At 69.7% G+C, this 16785-nt stretch carries 20 protein-coding genes; 12 read left to right on the forward strand and 8 right to left on the reverse strand.

Annotation, left to right across the window (positions count from 1 at the left end):
- Window positions 1–11: 11 nt before the first annotated feature.
- From gap to VIL76_RS12125, 4 genes are read left to right on the forward strand one after another with little or no spacing between them, the layout of a single operon-like run.
- A complete protein-coding gene (gene gap / locus VIL76_RS12110) occupies window positions 12–1025 on the forward strand; it encodes a type I glyceraldehyde-3-phosphate dehydrogenase (RefSeq protein ID WP_332045288.1) in 1014 nt (337 codons plus the stop codon).
- A 7-nt stretch (window positions 1026–1032) separates the two neighbouring features.
- Window positions 1033–2232, forward strand: a complete 1200-nt coding sequence (locus tag VIL76_RS12115; protein WP_332045289.1) for a phosphoglycerate kinase — start codon at window positions 1033–1035, stop codon at window positions 2230–2232.
- Window positions 2233–2249: 17 nt separating this feature from the next.
- Window positions 2250–3335: a class II fructose-bisphosphate aldolase gene (fba, locus tag VIL76_RS12120; protein ID WP_332045290.1), complete on the forward strand. Its 1086-nt coding sequence runs from the start codon at window positions 2250–2252 to the stop codon at window positions 3333–3335.
- Window positions 3336–3377: 42 nt separating this feature from the next.
- Window positions 3378–3608: a hypothetical protein gene (locus tag VIL76_RS12125; protein WP_332045291.1), complete on the forward strand. Its 231-nt coding sequence runs from the start codon at window positions 3378–3380 to the stop codon at window positions 3606–3608.
- Here VIL76_RS12125 and VIL76_RS12130 read toward each other — a convergent pair.
- From VIL76_RS12130 to VIL76_RS12145, 4 genes are all read right to left on the reverse strand, one after another.
- Window positions 3605–5263, reverse strand: a complete 1659-nt coding sequence (locus VIL76_RS12130) for an MFS transporter (RefSeq protein ID WP_349257484.1) — start codon at window positions 5261–5263, stop codon at window positions 3605–3607. The genes VIL76_RS12125 and VIL76_RS12130 overlap by 4 nt on opposite strands.
- Before the next feature lie 64 nt (window positions 5264–5327).
- Complete coding sequence (locus tag VIL76_RS12135) at window positions 5328–5840, reverse strand: TspO/MBR family protein (protein ID WP_332045293.1); 513 nt, start codon at window positions 5838–5840, stop codon at window positions 5328–5330.
- Window positions 5841–5899: 59 nt separating this feature from the next.
- A complete protein-coding gene (gene bfr, locus VIL76_RS12140; RefSeq protein WP_332045294.1) occupies window positions 5900–6385 on the reverse strand; it encodes a bacterioferritin in 486 nt (161 codons plus the stop codon).
- 111 nt (window positions 6386–6496) lie between these two features.
- Window positions 6497–6682, reverse strand: a complete 186-nt coding sequence (locus tag VIL76_RS12145) for a (2Fe-2S)-binding protein (protein WP_332045295.1) — start codon at window positions 6680–6682, stop codon at window positions 6497–6499.
- 207 nt (window positions 6683–6889) lie between these two features.
- Between VIL76_RS12145 and VIL76_RS12150 the strand changes: the two genes are divergently transcribed.
- From VIL76_RS12150 to thiE, 4 genes are read left to right on the forward strand one after another with little or no spacing between them, the layout of a single operon-like run.
- A complete protein-coding gene (locus VIL76_RS12150; RefSeq protein ID WP_332045296.1) occupies window positions 6890–8305 on the forward strand; it encodes a cytochrome ubiquinol oxidase subunit I in 1416 nt (471 codons plus the stop codon).
- Window positions 8302–9327 (forward strand): cytochrome d ubiquinol oxidase subunit II, encoded by a 1026-nt coding sequence (gene cydB, locus VIL76_RS12155; RefSeq protein ID WP_332045297.1) that lies wholly within the window; start codon window positions 8302–8304, stop codon window positions 9325–9327. Before VIL76_RS12150 ends, cydB begins: the two co-directional genes overlap by 4 nt.
- Window positions 9311–9457, forward strand: a complete 147-nt coding sequence (locus VIL76_RS12160) for a hypothetical protein (RefSeq protein WP_332045298.1) — start codon at window positions 9311–9313, stop codon at window positions 9455–9457. Before cydB ends, VIL76_RS12160 begins: the two co-directional genes overlap by 17 nt.
- 12 nt (window positions 9458–9469) lie before the next feature.
- Window positions 9470–10120: a thiamine phosphate synthase gene (gene thiE / locus VIL76_RS12165; protein WP_332045299.1), complete on the forward strand. Its 651-nt coding sequence runs from the start codon at window positions 9470–9472 to the stop codon at window positions 10118–10120.
- On the opposite strand, the gene VIL76_RS12170 is transcribed toward thiE, so the two are convergent.
- On the reverse strand, window positions 10117–10536 hold the full coding sequence (locus VIL76_RS12170) for a GFA family protein (RefSeq protein ID WP_332045300.1): 420 nt from the start codon (window positions 10534–10536) through the stop codon (window positions 10117–10119). The genes thiE and VIL76_RS12170 overlap by 4 nt on opposite strands.
- A 70-nt stretch (window positions 10537–10606) precedes the next feature.
- Between VIL76_RS12170 and VIL76_RS12175 the strand changes: the two genes are divergently transcribed.
- On the forward strand, window positions 10607–11401 hold the full coding sequence (locus VIL76_RS12175; protein ID WP_332045301.1) for an inositol monophosphatase family protein: 795 nt from the start codon (window positions 10607–10609) through the stop codon (window positions 11399–11401).
- Window positions 11402–11419: 18 nt separating this feature from the next.
- Window positions 11420–12445: a glycerophosphodiester phosphodiesterase gene (locus VIL76_RS12180; protein WP_332045302.1), complete on the forward strand. Its 1026-nt coding sequence runs from the start codon at window positions 11420–11422 to the stop codon at window positions 12443–12445.
- On the opposite strand, the gene VIL76_RS12185 is transcribed toward VIL76_RS12180, so the two are convergent.
- Complete coding sequence (locus VIL76_RS12185) at window positions 12442–14301, reverse strand: ABC transporter transmembrane domain-containing protein (protein ID WP_332045303.1); 1860 nt, start codon at window positions 14299–14301, stop codon at window positions 12442–12444. The genes VIL76_RS12180 and VIL76_RS12185 overlap by 4 nt on opposite strands.
- Before the next feature lie 95 nt (window positions 14302–14396).
- Between VIL76_RS12185 and rpmE the strand changes: the two genes are divergently transcribed.
- Window positions 14397–14621 (forward strand): 50S ribosomal protein L31, encoded by a 225-nt coding sequence (gene rpmE / locus VIL76_RS12190; protein WP_332045304.1) that lies wholly within the window; start codon window positions 14397–14399, stop codon window positions 14619–14621.
- Between the two features lie 74 nt (window positions 14622–14695).
- On the opposite strand, the gene VIL76_RS12195 is transcribed toward rpmE, so the two are convergent.
- Both VIL76_RS12195 and VIL76_RS12200 read right to left on the reverse strand, forming a co-directional pair.
- Window positions 14696–15214: a DUF1465 family protein gene (locus tag VIL76_RS12195; RefSeq protein ID WP_332045305.1), complete on the reverse strand. Its 519-nt coding sequence runs from the start codon at window positions 15212–15214 to the stop codon at window positions 14696–14698.
- A 99-nt stretch (window positions 15215–15313) separates the two neighbouring features.
- Window positions 15314–15520, reverse strand: coding sequence for a DUF1192 domain-containing protein (locus tag VIL76_RS12200; RefSeq protein ID WP_332045306.1), 207 nt, complete (start codon window positions 15518–15520; stop codon window positions 15314–15316).
- A 90-nt stretch (window positions 15521–15610) separates the two neighbouring features.
- On the opposite strand from VIL76_RS12200, the gene VIL76_RS12205 reads away from it, so the two are divergent.
- Window positions 15611–16588 carry an NAD(P)H-quinone oxidoreductase gene (locus VIL76_RS12205; protein ID WP_332045307.1) on the forward strand — a complete coding sequence of 326 codons (978 nt, stop codon included), beginning with the start codon at window positions 15611–15613 and terminating at the stop codon, window positions 16586–16588.
- The last annotated feature ends 197 nt before the right edge of the window (window positions 16589–16785 follow it).

Raw genomic sequence — 16785 nt, forward strand, 5'->3', positions numbered from 1 at the left:
GAGCCCTTCGCATGCCCGTTCGCGTCGCCATCAACGGTTTCGGTCGCATCGGCCGTCTGGTCCTGCGCTCGATCGTCGAGCACGCGCGCCGCGACATCGAGGTGGTGGCGATCAACGACCTGGGCTCGGTGGAGACCAACGCCCACCTGCTGCGGTACGACAGCGTGCACGGCCGCTTCCCCGGCCAGGTGACCACCACCGCCGACACCATCGACGTGGGCCTGGGGCCCATCAAGGTGACGGCGATCCGCAACCCCGCCGAGCTGCCGCACAAGGACCTCGGCGTCGACATCGCGCTGGAGTGCACCGGCCTCTTCACCACCAAGGAGAAGGCCGCCGCCCACCTTGAAGCCGGCGCCAAGCGGGTGATCGTCTCCGCCCCGGCCGACGGCGTCGACAAGACCATCGTCTATGGCGTCAACCACGAGAGCCTGACTGCCGACGACCTGATCATCTCCAACGCCTCGTGCACCACGAACTGCCTGGCGCCGGTCGCCCGCGTGCTCGTCGACCTCTGCGGGATCGAGCGCGGCTACATGACGACCATCCACTCCTACACGGGCGACCAGCCGACCCTAGACACCCTGCACAAGGACCTCTACCGCGCCCGCGCCGCGGCCATGTCGATGATCCCGACCTCCACCGGCGCGGCCAAGGCGCTGGGCCTGGTCATCCCCGAGCTGACCGGCAAGCTCGACGGCTCGTCGATCCGCGTGCCGACGCCGAACGTCTCGGTCGTGGACCTGAAGTTCGTGCCGGGCCGCAGCGTCACCAAGGACGAGATCAACGAGGCCTTGAAGGCCGCCGCCTCGACCAAGCCGCTGCAGGGCATCCTGGGCGTCACGGAAGAGCCGTTGGTCTCCGCCGACTTCAACCACATCGCCTTCTCGTCCTGCGCGGCCCTGCCCCAGACCCAGGTCATCGAAGGCCAGCTCGCTCGCGTGCTCTCCTGGTACGACAACGAATGGGGCTTCTCGACCCGGATGAGCGACACCGCTGTCCATATGGCGAAGCTGATCGCCTAGCATCGCCATGGCTTTCCGCACCCTCGACGACGCTGACCTGAACGGTAAGCGGGCGCTGGTCCGCGTCGACTTCAACGTCCCCATGGATGCCGGCCGGGTCACCGACGACACCCGCCTGCGGGCCGCCCTGCCGACCATCGAGAAGCTGCGCGCCGGCGGGGCCAAGGTGGTCCTGCTCGCCCACTTCGACCGCCCCAAGGGCAAGCGCGTCCCGGAGATGAGCCTGCGCCCGGTCGTTGAGCCGCTGGCCAAGCTGGTGGGCGGCCCGGTGGCCTTCGCCGACGACTGCGTGGGCGAGGAGGCCAAGGCCGCAATCCAGGCCCTGCCGGGCGGCGGCGTCCTTCTGCTGGAGAACGTCCGCTACCATGCGGGCGAGGAGAAGAACGACCCCGAGTTCGCCCAGGCGCTGGCGGCCAACGGCGACCTCTACGTGAACGACGCCTTCTCCGCCGCCCACCGGGCGCACGCGTCCACGGAAGGCATCGCCCGCCTGCTGCCCGCCTACGCCGGCGAGCAGATGCGCCGCGAGCTGGAGGCGCTGGACGCGGCGCTCGGCAAGCCGCAGCGGCCGGTGATGGGGATCGTCGGCGGGGCGAAGGTCTCCACCAAGCTCGACCTGCTGAACAACCTGGTGGGCAAGCTGGACTACCTCGCCATCGGCGGCGGGATGGCCAACACCTTCCAGTTCGCCCAGGGCTACGACATCGGCGGCTCGCTCTGCGAGAAGGATATGGCCGATACCGCCCGCGAGATCCTCGCCAAGGCGGAGACCTCGGGCTGCAGGATCATCCTGCCCCGCGACGTGGTGGTGGCCGAGGCGCTGGAGCCCGGCGCAGCCTCCGAAGTGGTGGCGCTCTCGAAGGAGACGCCGCTCGGCGAGAGCCGCAAGGTGTTCGACGCCGGCCCGCAGACGCTCTCCGACATCGTCGAGGCGATGCGTCAGAGCCATACCCTGATCTGGAACGGCCCGCTTGGCGTGTTCGAGGTGCAACCCTTTGACAAGTCGACCGTTCAAGCTGCGCAGGAAGCTGCCCGGCTTGCGACTTCTGGCAAGCTGGTGGCGGTGGCCGGCGGGGGTGATACGGTAGCAGCCCTCAACGCAGCCGGGGTCGTGGACGAATTCACCTTCGTCTCCACGGCCGGCGGCGCGTTCTTGGAATGGATGGAAGGCAAGGAGCTGCCTGGGGTGGCGGCCCTGGCCCGATAGAAAAGCAAGGCTAGGAAATGGCTCGCATTACCCTTCGACAGCTCCTCGATCACGCCGCCGAAAACGGCTACGGCGTGCCCGCCTTCAACATCAACAACATGGAGCAGGCGCTGGCGATCATGGAGGCCGCTGAGGCCACCGACTCGCCGGTGATCATGCAGGCCTCCCGAGGCGCTCGGTCCTACGCCAACGACATCGTCCTGAAGCACCTGATCGACGCGATGGCGGAGATGTATCCGGACATCCCGCTCTGCATGCACCAGGACCACGGCAACAACGAAGCCACCTGCGCCACCGCGCTCCAGTACGGCTTCACCAGTGTCATGATGGACGGCTCGCTGATGGCCGACGCCAAGACGCCGGCCGACTACGAGTACAACGTGCGGGTCACCCGCAACGTGGTGGACATGGCCCACTGGGTGGGCGCATCCGTCGAGGGCGAGATCGGCGTACTGGGCTCGCTGGAGACCGGCATGGGCGAGAAGGAGGACGGCCACGGCTTCGAGGGCAAACTGGGTCACGACCAGCTGCTCACCGATCCGGACCAGGCCGTCGAGTTCGTGAAGGCCACCGAGGTCGACGCGCTGGCCATCGCCATGGGCACCAGCCACGGCGCGTACAAGTTCACCCGCAAGCCCGACGGCGACGTGCTGGCCATGCACGTCATCGAGGAAGTCCACCGCCGCCTGCCCAACACCCACCTGGTGATGCACGGCTCTTCGTCGGTGCCGCAGGAACTGCAGGACATCATCAACGAGCACGGCGGCAAGATTCCCCAGACCTGGGGCGTGCCGGTGGAAGAGATCCAGCGCGGCATCAAGAACGGCGTGCGCAAGATCAACGTCGACACCGACAACCGCCTGGCCATCACCGGCGCCATCCGCAAGGTGTTCGCCGAGAAGCCGGGCGAGTTCGACCCGCGCAGCTATCTGAAGCCCGCCAAGGAAGCCATGCGCAAGGTCTGCATCCAGCGCTTCGAGGAGTTCGGCACTGCGGGCTGGGCCGGCAAGATCAAGCCGCTGCCGATGTCGGCGATGGCCAAACGCTACGCCGCCGGCGAGCTCGCGCCGAAGATCGGCATCACCCGCGTCGCGGCCGAGTAGGCCGCCCGGAACAAGCGCCTGCCCGCCGCGGTTGCCTGCGCGATGGGCAGGCACATCCTCGTCCTCGGGATCGCGTTTGCGGCGCTGGCCGCCTTCGCCGTCGCCGCGGGCTGGTTCTTCTTCTCCGCGTCAGAACCGACCCCGAACGGCTGGAGCCTCGGGCCGCTGTGGCCGTACCTGGTTGGCGCGGCCGTCCTGGCGCTGGCGCTCGGCGGCTTCCTGACCTGGCTGGCCTTCTACTCCGCGCGGCACGACCTGGACGAACGCGACTAGGCCTCGATCGGATTGCCGCGCATCTCGCGCACGAACAGCAGCCCCACAACGAAGGTCACCGCCGCCACCACGATCGGGTACCAGAGGCCGTAGTAGATGTTGCCGGTGGCGGCCACCATGGCGAAGGCCGTAGTCGGCAGGAAGCCGCCGAACCAGCCGTTGCCGATGTGGTAGGGCAGGCTCATGGAGGTGTAGCGGATGCGGGCCGGGAACATCTCCACCAGCGCCGCGGCGACCGGGCCGTAGACCATGGTCACGTAGAGCACCAGGAGCCAGAGCAGTGCCACCACCAGCGGCTTGTTCACCTGCGCCGCCTCGGCCTTCGCGGGGTAGCCTGCCGCCTTCAGCTCAGCGGCGAGGCCCTTGGTCCAGGCGTCCTTGGCCGCCTTGAACTGCGCCGGCGCCATGCCGCGCCCTTCGAGGCTGGGGACGGTCTTCTGCCCGATCGTGATCGACGCCGGCTGGCCCGCGGGTGCGGCCGCGTTGGCGTAGGAGACGCCGGCGTTGGCCAGCGTCGACTTCGCGACGTCGCAGCCGCTGGTGAAGGCAGCCTTGCCGATCGGATCGAACTGGAAGCTGCAGTCGTCCGGGTTGGCGACCACGGTGACCGGGGCGCTGGCGGTCGCTGCCGCCAGCTGCGGGTTCGCCGCGCCGGTGATCGCCTTGAACACCGGGAAGTAGGTCAGCACCGCCAGCAGGCAGCCGGCCAGGATGATCGGCTTGCGTCCGATCTTGTCCGACAGCCAGCCGAACACCACGAAGAAAGGCGTGCCAAGCAGGAGCGCGATGGCCACCAGGCTGTTGGCCGTGGGCCCGTCCACCTTCAGCATCCGCTCGAGGAAGAACAGGGCGTAGAACTGGCCCGTGTACCAGACCACCGCCTGGCCGGCGGTCAGCCCCACGAGAGCCAGGATCACCAGCTTCAGGTTCGGCCAGCGAAGGAAGCTCTCGGCCAACGGCTTCGTCGTGCCTTTCCCCTCGTCGACCATCTGCTGGAACACCGGGCTCTCGTTGAGCTTCAGCCGGATCCAGAGGGAGACCGCCAGCAGGACGGCGGAGACCAGGAACGGGATGCGCCAGCCCCAGGCTTTGAACACCTCCTCGCCCTGCCAGTGGCGGACCAGCAGGATCACCACGAGACTGAGGAACAGGCCGAGCGTCGCGGTCGTCTGGATCCAGCTGGTGTAGAAGCCCCGCCGGCCCGGCGGCGCGTGCTCGGCCACATAGGTGGCCGCCCCGCCGTACTCCCCGCCCAGCGCCAGGCCCTGGATCAGCCGCATCACCACGAGCAGCACGGGCGCGGCGACCCCGATCTGCCCGTAGCTGGGCAGCAGGCCTACCGTGAAGGTGGAGAGCCCCATCAGCACCATGGTGACGAGGAAGGTGTTCTTCCGGCCCCAGCGGTCGCCGAGTCGGCCGAAGATCACGGCCCCCAGCGGCCGCACCGCGAACCCCGCCGCGAACGCCATCAGGGCCAGGATGAAGCCGGTGGTCTCGTTGACGCCCGAGAAGAAGTGCTGGGTGATGAAGGCCGCGAGCGAGCCGTAGAGGTAGAAGTCGTACCACTCGAAGACCGTGCCGGCCGACGCCCCGGCGATCACCCTCAGGTGGCTTCCACCCACGCGCGTTTGCGCTTGTTCAGCCGCAGCCGCCATGCCCGCCCCTCTCCCAAAGGCTTGTCTTTCTTGGGGGGAGCCTAGAAGCGGCCGCTCGCCTTGCCTAGTGGACGGTGACCTTGGCCGGCTTGGCTTCCGTGCTCGGTAACCAGGCGAGGTAGGGCGCGGCCATGCGCGCCGCGCTGAGGTCGACCCGGTGCGCGCGCCAGGCGTAGGCGCCGGCGGCGCCCAGCGAGGCCACCGCGGTGGCGAGCCGGCCCCCGAGCCGGGCTGGGCCAAGCGCCATCCAGACCGCGTTGATCGCCTGGGTCAGGCCCCAGAGCGTCAGCGCCTCGGTGCGCTGACGGCTGCGCGGCGCGAACCAGAGGCGCAGGCCCGACAGCGTCAGCACCAGGAAGGCCGGCGCCCACACCAGGCCGAACAGCTTCCGCTGCGGCTTCTCGAGCTTCGCCGCTGGCGCGTCGTAGTCGGAGTAGACCTCATAGCTGTCCTCGGGCGGCGCCAGGCTGCGGGCCAGCAGCGCCGAGACGGCCACTGCGCCCGCGGCGATGGCGACGCCGGTCAGCACCGGGCGCACCGAAAATCCAGGCGCAGGCGGATAGGTCTCGGCGGGCATCGCGGCCTCCCTGACATCCCTCGTTTTCGAAAGTCGGGAACCGGACCCTTGGTTCCGGCTCAGCTTTCGTCGCCGAGCTCGCCCATGGCGCTCTGCAGGTAATTGGGCTCGCCCAAGCTCTTGAGGAGGCTGAGCTGAGTCTCCAGGAAGTCGATATGCTCCTCGGTGTCGCGGAGGATCTCCGCCAGGAGGTCGCGGGAGACGTAGTCCTGGGCGAGCTCGCACTGCTTCACCCCGTCCACCAGCAGCTGCCGTCCGCCAGCCTCCACTTCGAGGTCCGCCGCCAGGCCCTCTCCAACGCTCTCGCCGATGCGCAGCTTGTGCAGGTCCTGCAGGTTGGGCAGGCCTTCCAGGAAGAGGATGCGCTTGATGAGCTTGTCGGCGTGCTTCATCTCCCCGATCGACTCTTCGTAGGTGATCTTCCCGAGCTTGGCGAAGCCCCAGTTCTCGTACATCCGGGCGTGCAGATAGTACTGGTTGACCGCCGTCAGCTCGTTGGTGAGCACCTGGTTCAGGAGCCGGACGATCGCCTTGTCGCCTTGCACGATATGCCTCCGCTGGATGGACAGGCGCGGAAACTCGGCCCGCCCGCGGAGGCTGTCAAAGCCTATGTTTGCAAGTGATTTGCGCTCGCTGAAACGGGCGCGGCAGAGGCCCTATTCGGCCGCGTAGCGCAGCATCTCGCGCTCTTCCTGCAGCATCTCGCGCATGTCGCAGACGCAGCGGGCGCACTGGGGCTTGGAATCGCAGGCCTTGAAGATCTCCGCCGGACGGCTGGCGCCCGCCGCGATCGCCGCGCGGACCTCACGCTCCCGGATGCCGTTGCAGTTGCAGACGTACATGGGCCTTGTTGGCTCCTGACCTTCGCAGACACATCTACTCAGTTGCGAACGCGGATGCAAGTCATTCGCAACTGAATGGTTCCGCTCTGGGGCGCGGAGTTCGTGAGAAACCGTCGCTTTAGCAATTGAGCTGGCTATGCACTGAAGGGCGCGCCCGGACGTTTGGAAGCCGGGAGCGGCGCTGCGGCGCCCGCGAGGCCACGGGTCATGGATTTCGACGCGCTACTGCTGTCGCGGCTGCAGTTCGCCTTCACCATCGCGTTCCACATCATCTTCCCGAGCTTCACCATCGGCTTGGCGAGCTACCTGGCCGTGCTCGAGGGGCTGTGGCTGTTCACGAAGAAGGACGCGTTCAAGACGCTCTACCTCTTCTGGGTGAAGATCTTCGCGATCTCCTTCGGCATGGGCGTGGTGACGGGGGTGGTGATGAGCTACCAGCTCGGCACCAACTGGAGCGAGTTCTCGGCGGTGGCGTCGCCGGTGATCGGACCGCTGCTGGCCTTCGAGGTGCTGACCGCCTTCTTCCTGGAGGCGAGCTTCCTGGGCGTCATGCTGTTCGGCTGGCGCAAGGTGGGACCCCGCCTGCACTTCGCCGCCACCTCGCTGGTGGCCATCGGCACCATCATCTCCGCGTTCTGGATCATCGCGGCCAACAGTTGGATGCAGTACCCGCAGGGCTTCGAGCGGCTGGCGGACGGCACGCTCAGGGCCACCGACTTCTGGCAGGTGGTTTTCACCGACACCTTTCCGGAGCGGCTCGCCCACATGCTGCTGGCCGCCTTCCTGACCACCGCCCTGGTGGTCGGGGGAGCCTCGGCCTGGCGACTGCTGAAGGAGCGGGAGGACGCGGAGTCGCGCATCGCGTTGCGCATGGCGATCGGCATGTTCGCCGTAGTCGCCCCGCTGCAGCTCGTGGTCGGCGACCTCTCCGGCAAGGAGGTGCTGGAGGTGCAGCCCGCGAAGCTCGCCGCCATCGAAGCCTTCTGGGAGACCCGCACCGAACAGGCCTTCCACATCGCCGCCTGGCCGGACCGCGGGGCCGAGAGGAACCGCTGGGAGATCTCCATCCCGAAGATCGGCAGCTGGATCGTGGCGGGCCGGTCGGACGCCGAGATCAAGGGCCTGAAGTCGTTCGCGCCGCAGGACCGGCCGCCGGTGTTCATCGTCTTCTGGGCGTTCCGGGTGATGGTGGGCCTGGGGCTGGCGATGATCGGCCTCGGCCTCTGGGGCGCATGGCTGATCTGGCGCGGCGGGCCGGAGAACCGGCCGCTGTTCCTGCGCGCCGCCATCCTGATGTCGCCGATGGGCTTCGTGGCGGTGATCGCCGGATGGATCGTGGCGGAGGTCGGCCGGCAGCCCTGGGTGATCACCGGCGTGCTGCGCACCCGCGACGCGGTCTCGCCGATCACCGGTGGCGAGGTCTCGGGATCGCTGCTGGCCTTCCTGATCGTCTACGCGGTGATCTTCTCGGCCGGCGTGCTCTACATCCTGCGGCTGATCGCCGAGGGCCCGCAGCCGGTCCCGGCGCAGGACACCGAGCCGCCGCTGAAGCCGCGCCCACCCGGGTACGCCCTGGGCGCCGCGCCGGGCGATCCGGAGGACCGGCCCAAGGAGCGTACATGAGCCTCGACCTGCCGCTGATCTGGGCCGGGATCATCGCCGTCGCGGTCCTGATGTACGTGCTGCTGGATGGCTTCGACCTCGGCGTCGGCATCCTCTTCCCCTTCGCCGGCTCGCCGCAGGAGCGCGACGTGATGATGGACAGCGTCGCGCCGGTCTGGGACGGCAACGAGACCTGGCTGGTGCTGGGCGGCGGCGGCCTGCTGGCGGCCTTCCCCTACGCGTACGCGGCCCTGATGCCGGCGCTCTACATCCCGATCCTGATCATGCTGCTGGCGCTGATCCTGCGCGGCGTGGCGTTCGAGTTCCGGCTGAGGGGCCGCCGGCGCGGCAAGCGGTTCTGGACCGCCGCCTTCGCGGCGGGCTCCATCCTGGCAACCCTCGCCCAGGGGCTGGTGCTGGGCGGCTTCATCCAGGGGGTGACGCTGGAGAACGGCCGGTTCGCCGGGGGCCGCTTCGACTGGCTGACGCCCTACACCCTGCTGGTGGCGGCAGGACTCCTGGCCGGATACGCCCTGCTCGGCGCCTGCTGGCTGATCTGGAAGACGCAGGACGAGCTCCACGGCCGCGCGCGGCGCTGGGCCTGGATCGCGGCGGCGGCGACGGCGATCCTGCTGGCGGCGGTAAGCCTGGCGACGCTCGTGGTGCATCCGCGGATCGCCGCGCGCTGGGGCTTCGAGGACGGCGTCTTCGACCTCGGCAGGCTGGCCATGCTGTCCCCCATCCCGCTCGTTGGCGTGCTCGGGTTGGCGGTGCTGGCGATCGGCTTGAGGCGCCGCTCGCACGGCTGGCCGTTCGTGGGCGCCTTCACGGTGTTCTTCTCCGGCTACCTGGGGCTCGCCGCCGGGTTCTTCCCGAACATCGTCCCGTACGACATGGATTTCCGGGAGGCGGCCTCGGCCGACAATGCGCTCGCGTTCATGCTGGTCGGCGTGGCGATCCTGCTCCCGGCCATCCTCGGCTACACCGTCTGGGTCTACTGGATCTTCCGCGGCAAGGTGAGCGCCGATGCGGGCTATCATTGAGCCGCCGCCGGAGCCCGGCGCCCCCCTGCCCCCGCTCTGGAAGCGGCTCGCCTGGTTCGTGGGACTGGCCATCGCCGGGTCCGCGGCCACCGCGGCCGTGGCCTATGGGTTGAGAGCGCTCATCATCTAGGCATAAGGGAGCATGGCTCCGCCGCTCTGCCGCCTCTACCTGATCACCCCGCCCCGGCTCGAAGACCTGGCCGGCTTCGGCCACCTGCTGGCCCAGGCGCTCGACGCCGGCGACGTGGCGGCCCTGCAGATCCGGCTGAAGGACACGCCCGACGAGGTGATCGCCGCAGCCGTCGACGCGCTCGCGCCCATCGCGCAGGCCCGCGGGGTGGCGGTGATCCTCAACGACCGGCCCGACCTCGCCGCCCGCCTCGGCTGCGACGGCGTGCACGTGGGCCAGGAGGACGCGCCGCTCGCCGAGGCGCGCCGGATCATGGGCAAGGACGCCATGGTCGGGGTCACCTGCCACGACAGCCTGCACCTGGCGATGGAGGCCGCCGAGGGTGGCGCGGACTACGTGGCTTTCGGGGCCTTCTTCCCGACGAGGACCAAGGACGCGCCGACCCGCGCCGAGCCCGAGCTGCTCACCGGCTGGCAGGCCGACATGCTGGTCCCCTGCGTCGCGATCGGCGGGATCACGGTGGACACCGCCCGTGGGCTCGCCGCCGCCGGCGCGGACTTCCTGGCGGTTTCGGCAGGGATCTGGAGCCACGCCGAGGGGCCCGCCGCCGCGGTGAAGCGCTTCAACGAGGAGATCGCCCTGGGCCTCGCCGACCGCGGCTAGGAGGGCGCCCGCTCGAACGTCGGCAGGTCGTCCGCCACGCAGATCGAGGGGTGGCGCTCCTCGGTCCAGATCAGCCGCTGCGGCGAGGGGAAGCTCTTGTCGGCGAAGCAGCCGCCGGCCACCGCAATGCGGTCCGGCCGCGCGCCGGGCTCCCACCACACCGTCGACCCGCAGCTCGGGCAGAAGTGGAAGTCCAGTGGCTTCCCGCTGTCGCCGATCCGACGGAACACGGTGTTTGGGCCCCGCTGCTCCAGCACCTGGTCGTGCGCGAAGAAGGCGGTGACCGCATAGAAGCTGCCGCTCCGTCGCTGGCAGGCCTGGCAGCAGCAGCTCGATACGTATTGCGGATCGCCCGCCAGCCGGATCGACAGCTCTCCGCAGGCGCAGCGCGCCTCCCACATCTTGCCTTCGTTCATCCCCATTGCGCCGATCCCGCCCCGCCACTAGGTTCCGCGCCCTCTAAAGCGCGACGAGATCTTTTACACCGTGAGCACCCAGTCGGCCCTCCTGAAGGTGATGAGCGACGCCGCGCGCAAGGCGGCGCGCGGGCTCAACCGCGACTTCGGGGAGATCGGCGAGCTGCAGGTGGCCAAGAAGGCGCCGGCCGATTTCGTCTCCGCCGCCGACCTGCGCGCCGAACAGGTGATCTTCGAGGCGCTCACCAAGGCGCGGCCCGGCTACGGCTTCCTGGGCGAAGAGCGCGGGATGATCGAGGGCACCGACAAGACCCACACCTGGATCGTCGACCCGCTGGACGGCACCACCAACTTCCTGCACGCCATCCCGCACTTCGCCATCAACATCGCCCTGCAGCGCGAGGGCGCCGTGGTGGCCGCGGTGACCTACAACCCGGTCACCAACGAGCTGTTCTGGGCCGAGAAGGGCAAGGGCGCCTTCGTCAACGACAAGCGCCTGCGCGTGGCCGGCCGTTCGCGGCTGGATGAGGCGCTGCTGGCGACCGGCATCCCCTACCTCGGCCACGGCAGCCACGCCCGGTTCCTCAAGGAGCTGCACCAGCTCAGCCAGCGGGTGGCGGGCGTCCGCCGCTTCGGCTCAGCAGCGCTCGACCTCGCCTGGGTCGCGGCCGGCCGCTACGACGGCTACTGGGAGCGCGACCTGCAGGCCTGGGACATCGCGGCGGGCTCGCTGCTGGTCTCGGAGGCCGGGGGCAAGGTCACCGACGCCGAGGGCGGGACGGACGTGGTGGCGGCCGGCTCGGTCTGCGCGGGCAACCTGGAGATCCACCCCCTGCTGCTGGACCGTCTGCGCGCCGCCAAATAATCGGGCTAAGGTCCGCCCATGGACCTGACTCGCCGCACTGCGCTCGCCGGAGCCGCCGCCCTGGCCGCCACTCCGGTTCTCGCCCAGCCGAAGCCGAAGCCTCTCGTCATCGCGCACCGCGGCGCGAGTGGGCTGCGGCCTGAGCACACGCTGATGGCCTACAAACTGGCCATCGAGCAGGGCGCCGACTTCATCGAGCCCGACCTGGTGCTGACCCGCGACGGCCAGTTCGTGGCCCGCCACGAGAACGAGATCTCCGGCACCACGGACGTGGCGAAGCGGCCTGAGTTCGCCGCCCGCAAAACGACCAAGGACATCGACGGCCAGAAGGTCGAGGGCTGGTTCACCGAGGACTTCACCCTGGCGGAACTCAAGACCCTGCGCGCCCGCGAGCGGCTGCCGGCGCTGCGGCCGGGGAGCGCGACGTTCGACGGCCAGGAGGCGATCCCGACCTTCCAGGAGGTGATCGACCTCGCCAGGGCCGAGACCCGCCGGACCGGGCGCACCATCGGCCTCTATCCGGAGATGAAGCACCCGACCTACTTCAGCCGCATCGGCCTGAACATGGAGGTGCGGCTCACGACCCTGCTCGCGCGCAACGACCTGAACAGCCCCACCGCCCCGGTCTTCGTGCAGTGCTTTGAGCCGGGGCCGCTGCGCACGCTGCTGAGCATCTGCCGCGCGCGGCGGGTGATGCTGGTGGGCCAGGGCCCCGCGCCCGTGGACGTGAAGTCGCCCGAGGGCCTGAAGGCCATCGCCGCCTTCGCCGATGGGGTTGGCCCCGAGTGGCCGCTGGTGGTGCCGATCGTCGACGGCGGCCTCGGCCCGCCCACCCAGCTGGTCGCCTGGGCGCACGCCGCAAAGCTTCAGGTGCATCCCTGGACCGTGCGCGCCGAAAACGCCTTCCTGCCCCCGAAGCTTAAGCGCGGGACCGCCGCGGCGGAGCACGGCGACACCGAAGCCCTCTTGCGTGCGATCTACGCGGCCGGCGTGGACGGGGTGTTCAGCGACTTCCCCGCACTCGCCGTCCAGGCCCGCGGCTAGGCGGCCTCGCCGAACTGCAAGGCGGCCAGGCGGGCGTAGAGGCCGGCCTTCGCCACCAGCTCCTGGTGGGTGCCCTCCTCCACCACGCGGCCCTCGTCCATGACCACGATGCGGTCGGCTTTGAGCACCGTCGCCAGGCGGTGGGCGATGACCAGGGTCGTGCGGCCCTGCATCGCCTGATCCAGCGCCCGCTGCACCAGGCGCTCGTTCTCGGCGTCGAGCGCGCTGGTCGCCTCGTCGAGCAGCAGGATCGGAGCCTCGCGGATCAGGGCGCGGGCGATCGCCAGCCGCTGGCGCTGGCCGCCGGAGAGGCCCCGCGCGCGCTCGCCGACCGGCGTGTCCAGGCCCTGCGGCAGGGCCGCCAGGAAGGCTTCGGCCTGGGCGGCCTGCAGGGCGGCGCGGATCTCCTCGTCGGAGGCCGCCTCGCGGCCGAAGCGGATGTTCTCCGCCGCGGAGCCCGAGAACAGTGGGGAGTCCTGGGCCACCAGGGCCATGCGCGCCCGCACGTGCGACGGGTCGGCCTCGCGCAGGTCGACGCCGTCCACCCGGATCACGCCCGCCTGGGGATCGTAGAACCTCAGCAGCAGGCGGAAGACCGTGCTCTTCCCGGCGCCGGAGGGGCCCACCAGGGCCACCCGCTCGCCGGCCTTCACCGATAGCGAGAAGCCCTTGAGCGCCGGCAGGTCCGGACGCCCGGGATAGGCGAAGGTCACATCCTCGAACGCCACCTCCCCCCGCGCGGGGACCGGCAGCGGCGTGGGCTTCGGCGGCGCGGCCACCCCGGGTCGGGCGTCCAGCAGCTCGCCGATGCGCTCCATGGCGCCGGCCGCCTTCTGCACGTCGCCCCAGGTCTCGCCAAGCGCCCCCACCGCGCCCGCGGCCAGGAAGGCCAGGAATGCGAACTGGAACAGCGCCCCCCAGCTCATCTCGCCCCTGAGGCCCGCGTGCACGCCCAGCCAGAAGACGCCGACGATGCCGCCGAACACCAGCACGATGACCATCGCCGTCATCACCGCCCTGGCCGTGATCCGCTGCAGCGCCTTGCCGAACGCCGCCTCCACGGCGCGGCCGAACCGGGCGGCAGCGAAGCCTTCGCGCCCGAAGGCCTGCACGGTCTCCAGCGCATCCAGGCTCTCGCCGGCGAAGCCGATCGCCTCGGCGAAGCGGTCCTGGGTGGTGGCGGTGAGCTTGCGCACCCGCCGGCCGAACAGGAACATCGGGGCGATGATCACCGGGAAGGTCAGCAGGACGATTCCGGTCAGCTTCGGGCTGACGATCACCAGCAGGATCAACGCGCCGATCAGGGTCAGCAGGTTGCGCAGCGCCATCGAGATCGAGGTGCCCACCAGGCTCTCGACGATCTGGATGTCGGTCGTCAGCCGCGACAGCACCTCCCCCGTCCGCGTGGAGAGGAAGAAGGCCGGATCGAGCGTGAGGATGTGCCGGTAGACCGCGATCCGCAGGTCGGCGACCACGCGCTCCCCGAACTTGGTCACGAAGAAGAACCGCAGCGCCGTGGCCAGGGCCAGCCCGACCGCCACGGCGGCCATCAGCAGGAACCAACGGTCCATGCCGGCCGCCGCCGCGCCCTCCATGGCGCCGGGCCTGGTCAGGTTGTCCACCAGCAGCCGCACGGCCCCGGTGATCCCCAAGGTGGCGCTGGACGACAGGATCAGGAAGACGCCGGCGAGGCTCGCATCCCCCCAATGCATGCGGGCGTAGGGCGCCAGCCGGCGCAGCGCACCGACATTGCGGCTGCGGGCCCGGCGCTCGGCGGCTTCCGAGACCGTCTGGGCGAGGGTCTGCCCCGCGCTCGGCCGTCCACGGGCCGCGACATCCGTCCCCGGCTCGCTCATACGCTCACATCTTGCATGCGGGGGCGGGTTTCGGCTATACGCGCGCTTCCTTCAAGGCCGCCCTCGCAGGCGGCCGCATCAGTTTGGCCGCTCCGATGAAACAAGACACCCATCCCGACTACCACTTCATCACCGTGGTGATGACGGACGGCACCACCTATCAGACGCGCTCCACCTACGGGAAGGAAGGCGCGACGCTGAACCTGGACATCGACCCGAAGACCCACCCGGCGTGGACCGGCGGCGGTCACCAGCTGATGGACCGCGGCGGGCGCGTATCGCGCTTCAACGCCAAGTTCGGCGCGTTCACGCGGAAATAGGCGGCAGCCAGATCCGGAAAACGAAAACGCCGCGGAGCGATCCGCGGCGTTTTTCTTTGTCCTGAGATCGGCGCTCAGAACCCGCCGAGCGCCGTCTTCAGCCGGTCGAGCTGCGAGAGCACCGGGCTGGCGATCGCCGGGGTGTCGACGCCCTCGACATACATCCGCCGGTCCAGGTGGCGGACCCGCTCGTAGAGCTTCTCCGAGCGCGCCAGCAGCGCCAGCAGCCCGGGCGGGAGCTCCTCTTCCGGCGCCTCCGCCGGCGCCCCGCGGCACACCTCCTCGGCAGCCAGGCGGTAGCGGTCCTCGCAGGCGGCTTCCGGGTCCATGTCGCCTTCGCGCACCGCCCGTTGCACCAGCATCCACGAGGCCACCTGCATCAGCCGGGTCGTAAGCCGCATGCTTTCCGAGGCGTAGGCGAGCGCTGCGTTGCGGGACAGCAGCTTGGATTCCTGGCGCCCCGCGCCATCGAGGTAGGCGGCGGTCTCCTCGACCAGGGCCATGCCTTCCTCGAAGGTCCGCTCGAACAGCTCCGAGCGGGCGAAGTCCTGGATCACGTGGGCGCGCCAGGGGGCCGCGACGACATCGTTCATCTTGTTACCTTAGCCCCGGCTTTCCTGCAGTTGAACGCGCGCATCATGTCCTGCGCGGCCGTGCAACCGTTGTGCCAAGGGTCATAGCGCAAGTCCGCCTCAAGCGGGACGCGACGAAAAGAGCGCGTCCGCCGCCGCCCGTCCGGCCCGCTTGCGCTCGATCTGGGCGCGCACCCGGGCGATCTCGGACTGCAGCACCTCGATGCGCTCCTCCAGCTCGGCGACGCCGAACAGGTCCAGGTCCTCACGGACGGCCTCGAGCAGCCGCTGGCCGCGGCCGAGACGAATTTCCGCCGGTTCTTCCATGTCTTTCGCGAGCCTCCTTGGCCGGCCCCCGCTTATGTGGCTATCCAACCGCGCTAGGCGCGCGGACGCAAGATCACGAGGGACACACCCATGGCCGAAACGATGACCGCCATCGCGGTGGAGGGCGGCAAGGGCCCCGCCGAGGCCCTGAAGCCCGTGCAGATCGACCGCCCGCAGCCCTCCGCCGGGCAGATCCTGATCAAGGTGGCTGCGGCCGGCATCAATCGCCCGGACATCCTGCAGCGCATGGGGGGCTATCCGCCGCCGCCGGGCGCGCCCGAGACCATGGGCCTGGAGGTCGCCGGCGAGGTGGTCGAGGCGGCGGGCCGCTGGAGGGCGGGCGACCGCGTCTGCGCCCTGCTGGGCGGCGGGGGTTATGCGGAATATGCGGTCGTGGACGCCCGGCACGCCTTGCCGATCCCGGACGGACTTGACCTGGTTCAGGCCGCCAGCCTCCCGGAGACCGTCTTCACCGTCTACGCCAACGTCTTCGAGCACGGCGCGCTGAAGGCCGGCGAGACCCTGATGGTGCACGGCGCCACCTCGGGCATCGGCGTCACCGCCATCCAGATGGCCAAGGCGGCCGGCGCCCGGGTGATCGCCACGGCGCGGGGCGCCGACAAGGCCCAGGCGGCCCGGGGGCTGGGGGCCGACGTGGCCGTGGACGTGACGGCGGAGGACTTCGCCGAGGTCGCCAAGCGCGAGGGCGGCGTCGACGTCGTCCTCGACATGGTCGGCGGCGACTACTTCGCCAAGGAGCTGGACGCCCTCAAGACCGGCGGCCGCATCGTCTTCATCGCCAGCCTGGGGGGCGGCGAGGTCGCCCTGCAGATCTGGCGGCTGATGCAGAAGCGCGCCGTGGTCACCGGCTCCACCCTGCGGCCGCGCCCGGCGGACGAGAAGGCCCGGCTGGCGGCCGAAGTCGAGCGGGTCGTGTGGCCCTGGATCGCGGCCGGCAAGGTGAAGCCGCAGGTCGACCGCACCTTCCCCCTGACGCAGGCGGCGCAGGCCCACGCGCACCTGGAGAGCGGATCGCACCTGGGCAAAATCGTGCTGACGGTCGGCTGACCCCGCCGTTTTTGACGTAACCGCGAACACTGAACCTCGTTCAGTTGGGTCAAAAAGTGCGTCTTTGCGGCAACTGTCAGAGCCGCCAATACCGTTTTTATGAATTTACCACGTCCACTGCAGAGGCGGCCGTTGACCGCCCGAAGCGCTCCTTATCAGCGTCCGGCGCCCGCGCTCTCGTTTCGAGCCGGCCAAGA

This window comes from Phenylobacterium sp., from assembly GCF_036563285.1.
Classification (GTDB): domain Bacteria; phylum Pseudomonadota; class Alphaproteobacteria; order Caulobacterales; family Caulobacteraceae; genus Phenylobacterium.